The organism is Collinsella sp. AF23-4AC, assembly GCF_003462685.1.
Classification (GTDB): Bacteria; Actinomycetota; Coriobacteriia; order Coriobacteriales; family Coriobacteriaceae; genus Collinsella.
In genome coordinates, this window is sequence record NZ_QRVE01000011.1 from 1 (window position 1) to 17469 (window position 17469).

Consider the following 17469-nt stretch of genomic DNA (forward strand, 5'->3'; position numbering starts at 1 on the left):
CCCGTGGGTTATACCCTAAGAGCAAACCACCCTTTTTAAGGGTGGTTCTGATTCTCCTGGCCTGCTGCTGCCCCAGCTTCCCACCTAGCTTTCCAGCTTTCCACCTTAGGTGGTAAGTTAAGTGGAAAGCTGGAAAGCTAGGTGGAAAGCTGGAAAGTAAGTGGAAAGTTGACATGTAGGTGCGGGCTGAAGAGGGGTTAATAATTACACAAACCATACCAGCCAAACAAAAAGATACCAATCTGGTTGGTAAAACACCGTCAATGAGCCGCGAGCTAACTAGCTGCGTAAATAAAACCTAAAGAACTGTTGCAAATTAATGGCAAATGCCCAGATGCCGCCGTGCGATTTTCAATTAACTGTTACGCGCAAACAGCAAAATGCTACTATCTAACATGCACGTAAGAAAGCAGATTAACGGTTAAGGCTAAGAAGTGGCAGGTATGTCGGAAGCAACAAGGACTCGCACGCATGCGCCCGAGGTTAGGCAGCGCGCCGTCGAGGTCCTCCAAGAGGGGGTCGGTCATCGCGCCCTCGCCGCGGAGCTCGGCATTCCCCAGGCCACGGCTCGTCAGTGGGCCCGCGCATATGCCGTGGGCGGTGCCGACGCCGTTCTCAACGCCGGTTCGCATCATCACACCTATTCGTACGAAGTTAAGCTCGCCGTGGTCAAGGACCGCTTGGAAAACGGCTTAACGGTTCGCGTGGCCATGATCAAGCACAAGATTCCTAGCGAGTCTTCGGTCAAGGCTTGGTGCCGTCAGTACCGCGAGAGCGGTGAGTCCGCACTGGTCGATAAGCCGCGCGGTCGCAAGCCGCGCGTTAAAAAGGCGGAATAGCAAACGGGATGGTGCACCCACAGGGGCGCATTTTTCTTGCCGCCCCTCTGCTCCAATGCGGGCGTGCCCTTACCCCGTACGCCTAAAACTCCCCAGTTGACCGAAAACCCGCCGCCGCTACTCCTCAATTGAGCTATAACGTTAAACAATTGCAGCGTTTTAGCATGGGGGAGTGATGGTATGACGCTACTGTATTTCCTTACCCTGTTTCCGCTGGTACCGGCGCTGGGCATGCTGCTCGCGCGCGGTGACCGCGCCCGCGATGCGGCGGGGCTCATAGGCTCCGGCATTATTATGGCGGTGACAGTTGTAGTCGCCGTCATGTTTTTTGGCACGGGTCCGCAGAGCTTTGAGGTTGCCCCCGGCACCTCGCATGTGCTCTCGATCATCAGTTCCGTTATCGACGTCATCCTGTGCGCTGTCATCCTGTACAACGCGTACAAATATAGGAACGCGCTCACCACGGTGCTCGGCATAGTCCAGCTGGTGGGCTCGCTCGCCTTTGCAGCCATGACGCTGCCCGCGGCCGAAGCCGTCACGGCAACGCCACTCTACCTGGACTACATGAGCGTGATCATGGTCCTCGCCGTCGGCATCGTTGGCAGTCTAATCTGCTTGTATGCCCTGGGCTACATGAAGGACTTCCAGGCCCATGACGAGCACGAGGCCGCGCTGCGCGGGCAGACCGCGCCCGACCGTCGCCCGCAGTTCCTGGCGCTCATGTTCCTGTTCCTCTCGGCCATGTTCGTCATCGTGACGAGCGACAACCTTGAGTGGCTGTTCTGCGGCTGGGAAATCACCACCGTGTGTTCGTTCCTTATGATTGGCTACACGCGTACGCCCGAGGCCATCAAGAACGCCTTTACCCAAATCATCCTCAACATGCTGGGCGGCATCGCGTTTTTGGCCGGACTTATGTATCTGCACGTTAACGGCATGCCGCTGACCATCTCGGGCATGATCGAGCTTTCCGGCACCGGAACCGCGCAGTCCGCGCTGCTGGTGATGCCGGTCATCCTGTTGTCGCTCGCCGCGCTCACCAAGGCCGCACAGATGCCGTTCCACACTTGGCTGTTGGGTGCCATGGTTGCACCCACTCCCACGAGCGCCCTGCTGCACTCGTCAACCATGGTCAAAGCCGGCGTGTTCCTGATGGTCAAGCTGAGCCCACTCTATGCCATCTACCCCGTGACCGGCTTTATGGTCACGAGTGTGGGTGCCATCACGTTTTTGCTCGCTGCACTCATGGCCATCTCGCAGAGCAACGCCAAACGCGTGCTCGCGTACTCCACCATTTCCAACTTGGGCCTCATCAGTGCCTGCTTGGGTGTCGGCGCGCCCGAGGCCGTATGGGCGGCCATCTTCCTGATCTTGTTCCACACGGTGGCCAAGTCGCTGCTGTTCCTGTGCGTGGGCACGGCCGAGCATCATATCGGCAGCCGCAATATCGAGGACATGGACGGCATGTTCAGCCGCATGCCGCACCTGACGCGTCTGATGATGCTGGGCATTATGGGCATGTTTGTGGCGCCGTTTGGCATGCTCGTGTCCAAGTGGGGCGCCCTGGTGGCGTTTGCGCAGACCGGCAACGTGCTCATGATCATGGTGCTTGCCTTTGGCTCGGCCGCGACGTTTTACTTCTGGGGCAAGTGGCTTGCCAAGCTTTCGGGCGTCGACCCCACGGCTCAAAACGTTGAGGTCAATGTCCATAAGACCGAATGGATGGCCCTCAACACCATCGCCGCGCTGCTGATTCTGTGCTGCGTGGCGTTCCCGCTCATCTCGAGCGGTCTGGTGTCGCCTTACTTGGCCATGGTGTTTGGCCGCGTGCCGTATGTTATCGGCAAGGACTCCATGTATCTGATGGTGGTTATCGTGGCATTTATCGCCGTGGTGCTGCTGACTTCATTCCGCGTGAGCAACAAACCGCACGTAAACGTATATCTTTCGGGCGTGGGAACCGACAATTACCGCCATTTCCGCGGCTCGATGGGACGCGAGGTGAAGGCCGAAAAGCGCAATTGGTACTCGGAGGACGTCCTTGGCGAGAAGCGTATTGGCCCCGCGGGTAGCGTCGTATGCTGCAGCATTATCTTGTTTGCGCTGCTGTGTTGCGCATGGATTGGGCCCGAGCGGCTTGCCATGAGCGCGCCCTCGGTGCTGCGCGGCAAGTATTTCGAAGGTTCGGGCGTCGTGGGCATCTTTATTGGCACCGTGGCGTTTGCCTTGCTGGCGCCGCTTGCGGGCGGCTTGATCGACGGCATCGACCGCAAACTCTCGGCTCGCATGCAGGGCCGCGTGGGCCCGCGCCTGCTGCAGCCCTTCTACGACGTTGCCAAGCTGCTGCGCAAGGCCCCTGCCAGCGTAAACACCATGGACGATACCTATATGGCGTGCGCGCTCATCTTTACCGTCGTGGGCGGCGGCATCTTTGTGTCGGGCTCCAACACGCTGCTGTGCGCTTTTATGGTTACGCTCGCCGCGATCTTTGTGGTGCTGGCGTCCGCCTCGACGCAAAGCCCGTTTGCCCAGGTCGGTGCCGACCGCGAGTTGCTGCAGGTCATGAGCTACGAGCCCGCCGTTCTGCTGATGAGCGTGGGCCTGTACCTTGCCACCGATAGCTTTGATTCCATCGCCGTGACCGGACAGTCGGCGCCCATCATCGTGTACAGCGCGCCCATTTTCTTGGCGCTGCTTGCGGTGCTTACCATCAAGCTGCGCAAGTCGCCGTTCGATCTTTCGTACTCGCATCACGCGCATCAGGAGATTGTCCAGGGCGTCGCCACCGAGATGAGCGGCGGCACGCTGGCCAAGATGACCCTTATGCACTGGTGCGAGACCGTGCTGTTTTTGATGTGGGTGGGCATGTTCTTTGTCTGGGACAACTCGGTGAGCTGGGTGGTCGCCCTGGTCGTGATGGCTGCGACGTATTTTGTCGAGGTTCTGATCGACAACACCTTCGCACGCAGCACCTGGCGCAGCTGCTTTAGGCTCGGATGGGGCGTGGCGCTGGTGTTTGGCCTGCTCAACCTTATGCCCATCCTCGTCGACGTGTTTATTTAGGAGGCGGCATCCATGGATCATAAAATGTCGCGCTCGCCGTGGGTTATTCATTACGACGGCTCGAGCTGCAACGGATGCGATATCGAGGTGCTGGCCTCGCTCACGCCGCTGTTCGATGCGGAGCGCTTTGGCGTGGTCAACACCGGCAACCCCAAGCATGCGGATATCTTTTTGGTGACGGGGTCGGTCAATGCCCAGAACCTGCCTGTCGTGCGCCAGATCTACAACCAGATGCTCGAGCCCAAGTGCGTGGTGGCGTGCGGCATCTGCGCGTGTTCGGGCGGCGTGTTCCGCGATGCCTATAACGTGATCGGCGGCGTGGACCGCGCGATTCCCGTGGACGTGTACGCGCCCGGGTGCGCCATTCGCCCCGAGACGGTGATCGATGCCATCGTGGAGGCGTGCGGCATCCTGGACCAGAAGGAGGCCGTGATGCGCGCCGGCGGCGACCCGCTTACCGTGGGCGGTGCCGCTACCTGGGACGGTGGCGTTGAGCTGGGCGAGGACGGGTTTGTGGCTGCGGGGGCCGGGACTGATGGTGCCGGTGACGACGTCGAGGCCGATTTGTCCGCTGGGAAGTCCGCCGCGCCCGCCGCTGCAAAGGAGGCCGAGTAATGCAAAAGGCTATCTACACCACCGTCGGGATCGATGAACTGTTGCCGCATGTGCAGGCGCTCAAGGGTGCCGGCGCGCGCTTTGTGCAGATGCATGCCGAGCGCTGTGTGGACGACGGATCGTATCGCCTGGTCTATGCGTTCATCAACGTTCGTGCTGCCCAGGAGCAGATCGCACGGGACGGCAGCTATGCGATTGAGAACCTGGTAGTCGAGGGCATCGACCAGTACCAGGAGATTCCGTCCATCAGCTCGTACTATCCGGCAGTGTTCCCGTTTGAAAACGAAGCGCACGACCTGTTTGGTCTTGCCATCACTGACATGCAGATTGACTTTAAGGGCTTTTTCTACCAGGTTTCGACTGCCGAGCCCATGAGCGTTATCACGCCCGAGGTGAAGGCCGCGCGCGAGAAAGCCATGAAGGTCCGTGCCGCTGCCGAGGCCAAGGCGCGCAAGGCCGCGGCCGAAAAGGCCGCCGCTGCGGCTGCTGCAGGGGAGGGCGTTGCGGGCGCCGGCGATGCCGCGGGCGCCGCTGCTCAGCCCGCTGCGGCTGCCGGCTCCGATACTCAGCACGATGAGGCTGCTGCGAAGGCCGCGCCCAAGGCCGCCGAGATGGAGGCAAAGCTCGCCACCATGGATCCCGAGAAAGCGGCCAAGGTCCGCGCGGCGCTTGCCGCCAAGGCCGCCCGCGACAAGCAGAAAGAGGAGGCGTAAGGTCCATGGCACATCGCTCCGTTATTCCGTTTGGCCCGCAGCACCCGGTGCTGCCCGAGCCGCTTCATCTAGACCTGGTGATCGAGGACGACCGCGTCATCGAGGCAATTCCGCAGATCGGCTTTGTGCACCGCGGACTCGAGAAGCTCACCGAAAAGCGCGACATGCATCAGTTTGGCTACATCGCCGAGCGCATCTGCGGCATTTGCGCCGTGGGTCACAGCTGCGGCTATGCCAGCGCCTGCGAGCGCATGCTCGACATCGAGGTACCCGGCCGTGTGCAGTATATCCGCACCATTCTGCACGAGCTCTCGCGTATTCACTCGCATTTGCTGTGGCTGGGCCTGCTCGCCGATGCCTTTGGCTTTGAGGCACTGTTCTATCGGTCGTGGACCCTGCGCGAGCAGATTCTCAAGATCTTTGAGAGCACGTGCGGCGGGCGCGTGATTCTGTCGATTAACGAGATCGGTGGCCTTAAGCACGATATCGAGGACTCCGAGCTGGCGGGCATTGTCCAGACACTCGATGCCATGCGTTCCGATTACGAGGCCCTGGTGCATACGTTTTTGGACGACGACAGCTGCGGTGAGCGCCTGCATGGCGTGGGCGTGATCAGCAAGAAGGACGCGCAGGAGCTTTCGATGGTCGGTCCGTTTGGGCGCGCCTCGGGCGTGGACTACGACGTGCGCATGTTTGGCGACGGTGCCTATGCGGACCTGGCTGCGTTTGAGCCGGTTGTCGCTACCTATGGCGACTGCTATGCCCGCTGCCAGGTGCGTTGCGCCGAGGTCACGCAGGCCATGGACATCATTAAGGAGCTTGTGGGCAAGATTCCGCACGACGGGATCGGCGGGCGCACCAAGCTTACGCCGGCCGACGGCGCGCGTGGCGAGGTTGTGATTGAGCAGCCGCGTGGCGAGGCGTATTACTATGTGCGCGGCAACGGCACCAAGAATCTGGACCGTTTTCGCGTGCGCACGCCGACGTCGCAGAACCTGGCGGGTCTGACACATGCGCTGCAGGGCGTGCTCCTTGCCAACGTGCCCATGATTATCCTGACCATCGACCCCTGCATTAGCTGCACAGAAAGGTAGGCACGGCATGAGTTTGCTGACATTTGCCAAGACGGCCTTGGGCTCTATGGTCAAGCAGCCGGTCACGGTGTGCTATCCGCAGGAGAAGCTCGCGGCACCCGAGCGCCTGCGTGGGCACATCGTTAACGACATGGACGCGTGCATTTGCTGCGGCATGTGCGCGCGTCGCTGCCCGGCGGGTGCGCTCGCGGTCGATCGCAAGGGTGGAACGTGGTCGATTGACCCGTATGCCTGCGTGGTGTGCGGCGAGTGTATCGAGAGCTGCCCCAAGCGCTGCCTGACTATGGACACCGCCCGCACTCCAGTCGCAGCGGACAAGACTCCCACAGTAGAAACCAAACCGGAATAGAGCTGGGATAGGGGCCGATGGGGCAAATGCCCCACCGGCCCCGCGCTTAAACGAGCGGTGGAGCCGCCGCGAACAAAACTATGCCGGATTACTACGATAAATCGCCTGCCCCCAACCACGCCGCATTTGGCAAAATCAAAACCGCAGGTAGACGGCTTACAGTTTTGCAAAAAAGTCACGCGTGGTCGGGGATCTCATTTTTATCGTAGTAAACCGGCATAGTTTTGAAATGACACCATATCCGTAACAGCCTCTGATCCCTCGGGGACGGAGGAAAACGGATCATTTTGGCCCTGCGAGGGCCGCCACGTGACCCCGCCGCCACGAAACCGGCCCATCTACTACTTTTGAGTGGCAACCCCCAACCATAGCGAAAAACGCAAAAACAAAACCGCAGGTAGAACACCTGCGGTTTTTTATGAAACGCGGTTATGGTCAGGGGTATCGGGCTAAACGTAGTAGATGGGCCGGTTTCGTGGCGGGGGTTATTAATCAACCCCCTCTGGCTGGAGGAAATTGGGCCATTTTGGCCCGTCCATCTTCGGTCGTACCCGTTTTCCTGCGAAAACGCCGCGTCTCAACTTTGGTGAGACATTTGTCTCACGCCCAAAACAGAATCTGGAACATGTGTCACCTGCCCTAATTGTGTCTCATTTCGTAACTTTAGGCTGTTGCAAGGTCTGAGACCGCGAGAAGGGAGACGCGATGAGTAAGTACACGAGGGGTCTCTTGGCGGTGATACTGGCCGTAGTGCTGGTGTTGCCGGCTGCAGCATTTGCCATGCTGCCCGAGGCCAACGCCAGGTCCAGCACCGGAATGGACGGACCGACAATGAGCGGAAAGGTCGTCGTCGATCCCGATACCAGCGGTCGCTGGGAAATCTGGGCAGCCGGCCATAGCGGCAATAAAGTAACGACCCAACACGTCGGCCGAATCTGGACCGACAAGACGGTCAAGGCAGCCGAGGAAAACGAAGAGTCGGATTTTCTGACTACACTTTCGGCCATGTCCTCGACGTCTAATTCAACCGTGACGGTTACCACGCCGCTCGACATCGTGATGGTGCTGGATGCCTCTGGCTCGATGGATGATGAGATGGGCAGTGGAGATCCCACCAGGCGCATCGATGCGCTGGAGAGCGCTGCCAGCAGCTTCATCGACGCCATTGCCAAACAAAACGAGGGTATCGAGGGCGTGGATAGGCAGCATAAGGTTGCTATCGTTAAGTTTGCGGGCAAGACGTCCAACAATATCGGCAACGAGACGTATCGTGACGGAGGATACACCTACAATTACACACAGGTTATGAAAGACCTGACCGATTGCTCCGGCGGCAACGTGAAAGCTCTTAAGCATAGGATTGCCCAGATTACACCCGCTGGTGCAACGCGCGCCGACAATGGCCTGCAGCTGGCAGAGGGCATCACTTCTGGTCGCGCGGGCGCCAAGAAGATTGTTGTGTTCTTTACCGACGGCACGCCAACGAAACGTGACAAGTTTGATTCTACGGTTGCTAACGATGCTGTGACGGCTGCCAAGAACATGAAGGACAGCAAGGCCACCGTTTATACCGTTGGAATCTTTAGCGGGGCGAACCCTGGCGCCGGCATTCAAGATGTAGGAACAGACGAAGCGAACAAAGCGAACAAGTTCATGCAGGCCGTTTCGAGCAACTACCCCAATGCCACGGCATGGGATGCTCACGGTACGCGCGCGGAAAATTCCGACTACTACAAGTCGGCGACCAATGCCGAAGAGCTCAAGAAAGTCTTCGACGACATCTCTCGGGCCATCACATCGGAGCCGCCTTATCCGACCGAAATCCATAAGGGTTACGACGAGACCAAGTCCGGCTACATCACGTTTACCGATGAGCTGGGCGACTTTATGCAGGTTGACGGTTTTACCGAAGTCGTCATCAACGGCACGTCGTTTACCAAGGTGAGCAAGGCGATCAACAAAGAGACCAATACCGACACCTACGAGTTCACCGACAAGGCAAAAGACCTGCTCATCACCGTGCAGCGTGCCGGCGATGATAATCTCCAGAAGGGTGATATCGTAACGGTTAACATTCCTGCATCGTTGATTCCGCTGAGCCACTTTAAGACCGTAGACGGCAAGCTTTCGGTCGACAGCGTTAAGCCCATCCAGGTGAAGTATGCTTCGAGCGTGAAGAGTGTTGCGCTCGACAACCTATTTACGCCTGAGAAGGTCACGGGGCTCAAGGCTTACATCGAAAAGAATGCGACCGTTGCCGACGATGGCAGCAAGACCGTGAGCTTCTACGCAAACAAGTGGAAGACCGGTGCGTTGGGTGATACGGTTGCGAACTTTGAGCCGGCCGATACCAACCGCTACTACTACTTCCAGAAGCAGACTCCAATTTACACCGATAAGGAATGCACACAGCCTGCAAAGATTTCACTGGCAGAAAAAGGCACCTATTACTACAAGGATGAGTTTGAGGAGCAGGGCGAGAACAACGAGGCCAAGTCCGCCACTGCCGTCATCGAGTTTATCGGCGGCGACGCTGCGAAGTTTGACGGCGCCATAGTTCGCGACAAGGACGATAACCTTTCGTTTAGCGTGGGAACCGCGCGCCTGGCCTTTATCGACGAGCTCCACACTACCAAGGACAGCGTGGGCGGCAACAAGACCAGTACCGCGACCGACGTTCTCAACCCCATGTGGAACAACGTGTCCGCCAAGGCGGGTGCTACGCATGTCAATTCCTACTTGGGCAACAACGGCAAGATCAGCTTTAACGTGACGCCGGCGACGGTGGATACCAAGACGAGCTTTGGTCTGACCAAGGTGCTCGAGGGCCGCAAGTGGGCGGATACGGATGCGTTTGAGTTTGAGCTCTCCGCGACGTCCGACAACAATGCCCCGATGCCCGACCCCGCGACCGTAACTGTGACCAATGCCGATCTCGACAAGGGCAAGGCAGCCATTAACTTTGGCAAGATTACTTATGCCGAGCCGGGCGAGTACACCTATGAGGTCCGCGAGGTCAAGGGCGACGCCGGTGGCATTACCTACAGCAAGAACGTTGCCACGTTCAAGGTGACTGTGACGGTTAACGCCAAAGGCGAGCTTAAGGCCGACGTTGAAAAGATCTCGGGCGAGACCGAGTTCAAGAACACCTATAGCGTGAAGCCTGTCGAGGACCAGATCACCGCGACCAAGGTCCTGACCGGGCGCGGGCTCAAGGACGGCGAGTTCTCCTTCGAGCTCGTCGAGGGTGACAAGGTCGTCGCCAAGGGTACTAACGCTGCCGACGGCACGATTGCCATGGACAAGATCACTTACGACAAGCCCGGCACCCACACCTACACGCTGCGCGAGAAGCTCCCCAACGAGGCGGGGCTGAGCAACGGGATTACGTACGATAAGACGAACTACACCATCAAGACGAGCGTCATCGACAACGGCGACGGCACGCTTAAGGTGACCCATGCGCTCGAGGGCACCAAGCCGGCACGCTTTGAGAACAAGTACAACACTGCCCCGAACGAGTCCAGCGTCACCGACCAGATCACCGCGACCAAGTCCCTGACCGGCCGCGATCTCAAGGACGGCGAGTTCTCCTTCGAGCTCGTCGAGGGCGAGGGCGCCAAGGTCGTCGCCACCGGCACCAACGATGCCGACGGCAACATCAAGATGAGCACCGTGAAGTACGACAAGGCCGGAACGCACACCTACGTGCTGCGTGAGGTCAAGGGCGACGCCGACAACGGTATTACCTACAGCACCGCTGAGTACACCATCGTGACTACCGTCACCGACGATGGCAATGGCAAGCTTGCGGTTGAGCACAAGCTGCAGGGCGACGAGCCCGCAGCGTTCGAGAACGCCTACAACGTGACTCCCGTGAGCTCCAGTGTCACCGACCAGATCACCGCGACCAAGGTCCTGACCGGGCGCGGCCTCAAGGACGGCGAGTTCTCCTTCGAGCTCGTCGAGGGTAACGATGTCGTCGTCACCGGCAAGAACGATGCCGACGGCAAGATCGTCATGGACAAAATCACCTACGATAAGCCTGGCGAGCATACCTATATCCTGCGCGAGGTTAAGGGTGCCGAAGGCAACGGCATCACCTACGACGACAAGACCTATACCGTCGTGACCACGATCACCGATAACGGCAAGGGCAAGCTCGAGGCGAAGCACGAGCTGAAGGATGCCACGACTGCTGAGTTCAAGAATTCCTACAAGCCGAACCCCGGCGAATTTAGCGTCACCGACAAGATCGCCGCGACCAAGGTTCTGACCGGGCGCGACATGACTGAGGGCGAGTTCTCCTTCGAGCTCGTCGAGGGCGAGGGCAAGGACGCCAAGGTCGTCGCCACCGGCAAGAACGCCGCCGACGGCAAGATCACGATGAGCGCCGTGAAGTACGACAAGGCCGGAACGCACACCTACACACTGCGCGAGGTCAACGGCGGAACCATCAGCAAGGGCATCACCTACAGTGACACCAAGTACACTATCGAGACCACCATCACGGACAACGGCGATGGTACGCTCAGCGCCACACATGCTCTGAAGGACGACGCCGAGGCTGCGACCTTCGAGAACACCTACAGCGTGACCCCGCTCGAGACCGAGCTCGACTTTGGCCTGAGCAAGGCCATTGACGGCCGCGACTGGACGGATGGGGACGAGTTTAGCTTTACCATCACCGCTCCCGAGGGCACCCCGCTGCCTGATCCCGCAACCGTAACCGTGAGCAAGAAGGACGCGAAGGGCGGCATCGCCGCCATCAAGTTCGGCAAGATTCACTACGCTGCCGCCGGAACCTATAAGTACGAGATTCGCGAGAACGTGGGCAGCACGGTCGGCATGACGTATGACGCGCATGTCGCAACCGCCGAAGTGACCGTGACCGAGGACAGCGATGGCACCCTGACCGCCAACGTCACCAAGAAGGAAAACGGACGCTTTACCAACACGTACCGCACTGAGCTCGATTACGCCGCGGCCGGCGGCCTCAAGCTCAGCAAGACCCTCCGCGGACGCCCCATGACCGAGGGTCAGTTCACCTTTACCGTGACGCCCGCCGACGATGATTCGGCTAGCGCACTTGGCCTGCTGCCCGGGGCCAACAACTATGAGTCCCCCGCAACGATAGAGGGAACGGTCGGCCAGATTGACATCCTGGCGGGCCATGAGGTCAAATTTACGCAGGCTGATGCCGGCAAGACCTTTACGTACACCGTGGCCGAGAAGAACGACGGCCAGCCGGGTTACACCTACGACGACGCTGTCCGCACCGTGACGATCGCCATCGCCGACGACACCGCCGGTACGCTCACCGCCACGACGACCGTCTCCGGCGGTCCCGAGGGCACGCTGGTGACCGAGTACAAGACCGGCGCGGCTGCGGTCGAGAGCGCCCTGGTCCCGTTCCACAACAGCTACAGCGCTACGACCAATACGCCTGGTGGTACCGCTGCTCAGGTTGTCGCCACCAAGACCCTGACCGGTCGTCCGATGGCCGACGGCGAGTTCTGGTTCGGCATTGCCTATCAGGGCGAGCTTGTGGGCTACGAAAACCTCAAGCCCAATATCGGCGGGCATGTGAGCTTTGATGCGCTGCACTACGACACCGAGATGCTTGCCAATCTTGAGGCGGCTGGGCTTGCCCATCGTACCGACAAGGACGGTAAGCTTGCCTGGACCATTAACTACACGGCCTACGAAGATTTATTCGGGCTGCCGAATGGCGTTTCCGCTACAACGTGGAGCTTTGGCTTTAAGGTTATCGTCGTCGACAACGGTGACGGTACCCTGACGGCAACGGTCGACTACGGTGGCATCGAGCCCTTGTTCGAGAACGTCTACGGCGCCGATGCCGTTGACGCCGCGCTTGTTGGCACCAAGAAGCTCCAGGCTGCCGAGGGTCTGACCCCGGCCGACATCACGGGTAAGTTCACCTTTACCGTGGCCGCCGATGAGGTGGGTGCCCCGATGCCCGAGCGCACGACCGCAACCAACGACGCGGCCGGCAACGTGGACTTTGGCAAGATCCACTTTACGCTCGAGGACCTCAACCGCGCCCTGGGCGTGACGGACGATGCGGGCGATAAGGCCGAGGCAGACGAGGCCGACGAGGCGGAGGCTGAAGAGGCCGACGCCGACGTTAATGCCAACGCCGACGAGCCTAGCGACGAGTCCAAGCCCGAGGCCCCCGCTGCTCCGCGCTCGCACACCTTTACCTATACGGTGGCCGAGTCCGGTAGCGCTCCTGGCGTGACCAACGACACCAACGCCACGCGCAAGGTTTCCTACACCGTGACTGACGACGGCGCCGGACACCTGATCGTCAAGCGCGACGGCGGCGACGGTGCGGCCTTTACGTTCACCAACACGTACGGCGTGGCACCTACCGATTCTTCCGTGACCGATCAGGTCAAGACGGTCAAGCGTCTGACCGGACGCGACCTTGCAGCTGGCGAGTTCACCTTTGATCTGCTCGAGGACGGCGTGACTGTCGCTAGTGGCACCAACGACGCCAGCGGCAACGTTACGCTGAGCCCGATCCGCTACGAGGCGCCCGGCACGCACACGTACACGCTGCGCGAGGCTTGCCCCAACGCGCTCGGCCTGTACAAGGGCGTCACCTATGACGGTACGACCTACACCGTCGTGACCACCGTCTCCGACAATGGTGACGGCACGCTGACCGCGACGCACAAGCTCGAGGGAACCACCGAGTCGGCTGGCTTTACCAACAAGTATCACGCCATGCCCACGCAGGTCTTCATCGGCGCCATCAAGGTGCTCGAGGGACGCGAGCTCAAGAAGGACGAGTTTAGCTTTAAGCTCGTTGGCGAGGACATCGAGTCCACCGTCACCAACGATGCCGACGGCAAGATCAACTTCGACAAGTTCGAGTACGACGAGCCTGGTACGTACGTCTACACCATCAGCGAGGTCAAGGGCGACGAGGCCGGTATGACCTATGACAAGTCCGTCTTTACCGCGACCGTCAACGTGGTCGACGACGGCGAGGGCAACCTCAAGGCGAGCGTCGCCTTTGCCAAGGGCGACAAGAGCGTCGAGGGCATCGTGTTCAATAACACGTACAAGAAGCCCGAGACCCCTACGCCGACGCCCGACCCCGGCACGCCCAAGACCGTGACGAACATCGTCAAGACGGTCAAGGGTTTCCTGCCCACCACGGGTGACCAGCAGGCCGCTGCACTGCTCATGGCATTTGTTATTGCCATGGCCGGCGTCGGAGCCCTGGTCTGGGGTATCCGTAAGCGCTAGGCACGCTGGCAGCGCCCGGGGCCAAAAGGCCCCGGGCGACCGGCGGGGAGCCAGAACATAGCCCCACCCCCACCCCCAGCCGCCACGGAGACGTCTCCCTTCTCCGTGGCGGCACTTTTGTGCGTAGGGGAGGAAGGGCCGCCACGAAATCGGCCCATCTACTACGTTTATCCCCTTACCCCCAACCATGCCCAAAAACGCGAAAACAAAACCGCAGGTAGAACGCCTGCGTTTTTGTTCAAAACGATGGCATGGTCAGGGGTATCGAGTCAAACGTAGTAGATGGGCCGATTTCGTGGTTGGCGCCGCCAAATGATCCCTCGGGGACGGAGGAAAACGGATCATTTTGGCCCCGCGAGGCTTGCGGAGGCACTCGTGCAGGGTTGCTCGAACAAAACTATGCCGGTTTACGGGGCCGGATTCCGAATCCCCAACCACGCCGATATTCGTGAAAATAAAACCGCAGGTAGACGAGCTGTCATTTTGCAGAAAACGCGGGTATGGATGGGGGTCCTGAGTTTAGCTCCGTAAGCCGGCATAGTTTTGAAATGGCATTAAATCGGTGGCAGCCATTTTGCTATGCCGGAGCGGTTGGTCGTCGGGCAACTACCCCCGCAGGTAGGCGATGGCGATCTGCGTGCGGTTGCGCAGGCCCATTTTGGCTAGGATCGAGCTGATGTGGTTGCGCACGGTGCCTTCGCCCATATAGGCGGTGGCAGCGATCTCCTTGTTGTCGAGGCCGCGGGCGATGAGCTCGGCGACTTCGAACTCGCGGTCGGTCAGGCCGGCAAAGGCTGCGGGCCGGCGGGGCGTGCCCGCCTCGACGTCCGCCCCGTCAAAATCGATGTCCTCGATCGCCTTGCCCTCGAGCACACGTTTACCTTCCATGACCTGCGCCAACGCCGGCGGAATAGCGGCGACATCGGTCTTGATCAGGTAGCCGCGGGCGCCCAGTTTGAGTGCCGACACAATGTACTCGTCATCCGAAAACGTCGTCAGAAACACCACGCGTGCTGCAGGATCACGCTCAAGGATCTCGCGCGCCGCCGAAAGGCCGTCGCGCCCTGGCATCTGAATGTCGAGCAGCGCGATATCGGGCGCGAGTTCGGCGTAGAGTGCCACCGCGTCGTTGCCGTCGGCTCCGGTGCCCACCACTTCGATCTGCGGTTGGGCGCCCAGGATAATCTTGAGCGAATCGACTACCAAGCGGTCGTCGTCGACAACGATGAGCCTCATCGGGCGTCATCTCCTTGCTGTTTGGGGACGGTGGCAAACACGCGCCAGCCGGGGGCGCCGGCGCGCAGGCCGGCGGTGAAGGTTCCGCCAAGCGCCTCGACGCGCTCGCGCATGGAGACGAGCCCCATGCCTTCTGCGACGTTGCTGCTGCTCGCCGGGGTCGCGTCTGCGCCATCATCGGTAACGATGAGCTGGTAAAACGACGGATGCTCCATGCACCGCACGGTAATGGTTTTGGCATGGGCGTGGCGCATGGCGTTGGAGAGCGCCTCGCGCAGGACCGCCGCAAAGCAGTTGGCGACGTTGGCGGGCGCATGCTCGGCCAAAACCTCAAGCTCAATCTGCGGACCGCCGTCCGAGCGCGCGCCTTCAACGATGCGTTCGAGCTGCACGGAGAGGTTGGTCGCATTGTCGTTGAGCGCGTGGACGCTGGCGCGCACGAGCTGGAGCGCCTCGTCAACGGTGTATTTGACGTCGGCGAAATCGGCGGCAACGCCGGGCTCGTTGGCATGGACCACGCGCAGAGCTTCGGTTTGAAGCGAAGCGCGCGTGAGCTGGTGGCCCACGTTATCGTGGATCTCGCGCGCGATGCGGGCGCGTTCGGCGAGCGTCGCGAGCTCGACTTCGTAGTCCTGGCGGTCGGCGAGGTCGCGATTGCGTGCCTCGAGTGCCAGGGCGCGTTCTTGCAGCTTGTCGCGGGTGCGACGCATGCGTTCCTGTTCGCGCTCCAGCTGCGCGGTGCGCAGTGACAGCAACGTGGCGGCGACCGAAAGGATGGCGGTTAGCAACAGCGTTCGGGTGGTGAGCGCGCCGCAGCGAAGGTCCGTGGCAAGTGCGCAGGCAAACACGGAGCCAATGCCCAGCGCGACCCAGGCGTGCTCGCGGCGAACGCGTCGCGCGATGTCATAGAGAGCGAGAGGCGCAAACGGCACAAACGGCGGCACGACGACGGCCGCGATGATGTAAGCGCAGCTCGCGGTCTCGCTCGCGCGCCGGGTGCGTTTCCCCTGTGCCACCTCGGCCAGCGAGGTGGCAATAACGCCAAGGCAAAACGCCGCGACTAGGCGAGCGTCCACAGCAAGACCCATGGCGGCCGCAATACAGCACGCCAGCACGATCGATTTGTCGAAAAGCCTGTTCATACGGGTATTGTACGCGAAGCCGCGCGTGGTGGAGGGGCCGCCTGCGCAACTGTGACATTCCTCCCGCGCGGCAAATCGGGGGCGTCGGCAGGCCACGCGGCCAAGCCTCGCACTCGTGACAAAGCTCACTGGTGCGCGCCGCCCGCTCCTGCGATGATGCAATCGTACCGGGCCACGACCAACAGAAGGGCCGCCTCATGACAGACATTGTCCACGTCGAAAACCTCGTCAAGCGCTATGACGATCTTATTGCGCTCGACCACTTTAACCTGAGCATCGCCCCCGGCGAGATCTTTGGCCTGCTGGGCCCCAACGGCTCGGGCAAGACCACGTCCATCAACTGCATTCTGCAGCTGCTTGCCTACGACAAAGGCACCATCGAGTTGTTCGGCGAGCCCATGACGCCCGCCCGCTACGACCTCAAGCGCCGCATCGGCGTGGTGCCGCAGCAGGTGGCGGTGTTTGACGAGCTCACGGTGCGCGAGAACATCGACTATTTCTGCAGCCTCTACGTTAACGACCGCAAGCGCCGCCGCGCGCTGGTGGACGAGGCGATCGACTTTGTCGGGCTGGGCGACTTTACCAAGTTTCGTCCCGGCAAGCTTTCGGGCGGACTGGCGCGCCGCCTCAACATTGCCTGCGGCATCGCGCACAAGCCCGAGCTCATCTTTTTTGACGAGCCCACGGTGGCGGTCGACCCGCAGAGCCGCAACGCCATCCTGGAGGGCATCTGCCGCCTGCGCGACGAGGGCGCCACGGTGGTGTATACCAGCCATTACATGGAGGAAGTCGAGCAGATCTGCAGCCGCATCATGATCATGGATGGCGGGCGCGTGCTGGCGCAGGGCACCAACGACGAGCTCAAGCGCATGATTCAGATGGGCGAGCGCGTGACTGTCGAGGTCGGCGCCGTCGAGCCCGCCACAGTCGAGCGGCTGCGCGCCCTTGAGCATGTGCTTTCGGTTGAGCTTTCCGGCGGCGAGCTCATCTGCACCTGCGAAGCGAGCCCGCACAATTTGGTCGACATCCTCGACACGCTGCGCGCCGCCGACGTTGCGCTCGGCCGCGTGTGGAGCGAGCCGCCGACCCTCAACGACGTGTTCCTCGAGATCACCGGCCGCGAGCTGCGCGACTAGG

Annotated in this window: 10 protein-coding genes; 8 read left to right on the plus strand and 2 right to left on the minus strand. The window is 60.6% G+C overall.

Annotation, left to right across the window (positions count from 1 at the left end):
• Positions 1-443: 443 nt before the first annotated feature.
• The 7 genes from DWY05_RS06750 (at position 444) to DWY05_RS06785 (ending at position 13954) form a co-directional block, all read left to right on the plus strand.
• Positions 444-839: a helix-turn-helix domain-containing protein gene (locus tag DWY05_RS06750; RefSeq protein ID WP_117821173.1), complete on the plus strand. Its 396-nt coding sequence runs from the start codon at positions 444-446 to the stop codon at positions 837-839.
• 180 nt (positions 840-1019) lie between these two features.
• Positions 1020-3902 (plus strand): proton-conducting transporter membrane subunit, encoded by a 2883-nt coding sequence (locus tag DWY05_RS06755; protein WP_117821172.1) that lies wholly within the window; start codon positions 1020-1022, stop codon positions 3900-3902.
• A gap of 12 nt (positions 3903-3914) precedes the next feature.
• Positions 3915-4517 carry an NADH-quinone oxidoreductase subunit B family protein gene (locus DWY05_RS06760; protein ID WP_117821171.1) on the plus strand — a complete coding sequence of 201 codons (603 nt, stop codon included), beginning with the start codon at positions 3915-3917 and terminating at the stop codon, positions 4515-4517.
• Positions 4517-5230 (plus strand): NADH-quinone oxidoreductase subunit C, encoded by a 714-nt coding sequence (locus DWY05_RS10025; RefSeq protein WP_199409595.1) that lies wholly within the window; start codon positions 4517-4519, stop codon positions 5228-5230. Before DWY05_RS06760 ends, DWY05_RS10025 begins: the two co-directional genes overlap by 1 nt.
• Before the next feature lie 5 nt (positions 5231-5235).
• The gene (locus tag DWY05_RS06775; RefSeq protein ID WP_117821170.1) at positions 5236-6324 is read left to right on the plus strand and encodes a nickel-dependent hydrogenase large subunit; all 1089 of its coding nucleotides are present in this window, start codon (positions 5236-5238) and stop codon (positions 6322-6324) included.
• A 7-nt stretch (positions 6325-6331) separates the two neighbouring features.
• Entirely contained in the window at positions 6332-6673 is a 342-nt protein-coding gene (locus DWY05_RS06780; RefSeq protein WP_117821169.1) for a 4Fe-4S dicluster domain-containing protein, read from the plus strand.
• Positions 6674-7378: 705 nt separating this feature from the next.
• The gene (locus tag DWY05_RS06785) at positions 7379-13954 is read left to right on the plus strand and encodes a Spy0128 family protein (protein ID WP_117821168.1); all 6576 of its coding nucleotides are present in this window, start codon (positions 7379-7381) and stop codon (positions 13952-13954) included.
• A 606-nt stretch (positions 13955-14560) separates the two neighbouring features.
• On the opposite strand, the gene DWY05_RS06790 is transcribed toward DWY05_RS06785, so the two are convergent.
• Positions 14561-15190 carry a response regulator transcription factor gene (locus tag DWY05_RS06790; protein ID WP_117821167.1) on the minus strand — a complete coding sequence of 210 codons (630 nt, stop codon included), beginning with the start codon at positions 15188-15190 and terminating at the stop codon, positions 14561-14563.
• Positions 15187-16332, minus strand: coding sequence for a sensor histidine kinase (locus DWY05_RS06795; RefSeq protein ID WP_117821166.1), 1146 nt, complete (start codon positions 16330-16332; stop codon positions 15187-15189). The genes DWY05_RS06790 and DWY05_RS06795 overlap by 4 nt, the downstream gene beginning before the upstream one ends.
• A gap of 197 nt (positions 16333-16529) precedes the next feature.
• On the opposite strand from DWY05_RS06795, the gene DWY05_RS06800 reads away from it, so the two are divergent.
• Positions 16530-17468, plus strand: a complete 939-nt coding sequence (locus DWY05_RS06800) for an ABC transporter ATP-binding protein (protein WP_117821165.1) — start codon at positions 16530-16532, stop codon at positions 17466-17468.
• The last annotated feature ends 1 nt before the right edge of the window (position 17469 follow it).

What these genes read in the sequence shown, in the direction of transcription:
- DWY05_RS06755 (WP_117821172.1), top strand. Translation starts at nt 1,020, where the DNA reads ATGACGCTACTGTATTTCCTTACCCTGTTTCCGCTGGTACCGGCGCTG.
- DWY05_RS06775 (WP_117821170.1), top strand. Translation starts at nt 5,236, where the DNA reads ATGGCACATCGCTCCGTTATTCCGTTTGGCCCGCAGCACCCGGTGCTG.
- DWY05_RS06760 (WP_117821171.1), top strand. Translation starts at nt 3,915, where the DNA reads ATGGATCATAAAATGTCGCGCTCGCCGTGGGTTATTCATTACGACGGC.
- DWY05_RS06780 (WP_117821169.1), top strand. Translation starts at nt 6,332, where the DNA reads ATGAGTTTGCTGACATTTGCCAAGACGGCCTTGGGCTCTATGGTCAAG.
- DWY05_RS06795 (WP_117821166.1), bottom strand. Translation starts at nt 16,332, where the DNA reads ATGAACAGGCTTTTCGACAAATCGATCGTGCTGGCGTGCTGTATTGCG.
- DWY05_RS06750 (WP_117821173.1), top strand. Translation starts at nt 444, where the DNA reads ATGTCGGAAGCAACAAGGACTCGCACGCATGCGCCCGAGGTTAGGCAG.
- DWY05_RS06785 (WP_117821168.1), top strand. Translation starts at nt 7,379, where the DNA reads ATGAGTAAGTACACGAGGGGTCTCTTGGCGGTGATACTGGCCGTAGTG.
- DWY05_RS10025 (WP_199409595.1), top strand. Translation starts at nt 4,517, where the DNA reads ATGCAAAAGGCTATCTACACCACCGTCGGGATCGATGAACTGTTGCCG.
- DWY05_RS06790 (WP_117821167.1), bottom strand. Translation starts at nt 15,190, where the DNA reads ATGAGGCTCATCGTTGTCGACGACGACCGCTTGGTAGTCGATTCGCTC.
- DWY05_RS06800 (WP_117821165.1), top strand. Translation starts at nt 16,530, where the DNA reads ATGACAGACATTGTCCACGTCGAAAACCTCGTCAAGCGCTATGACGAT.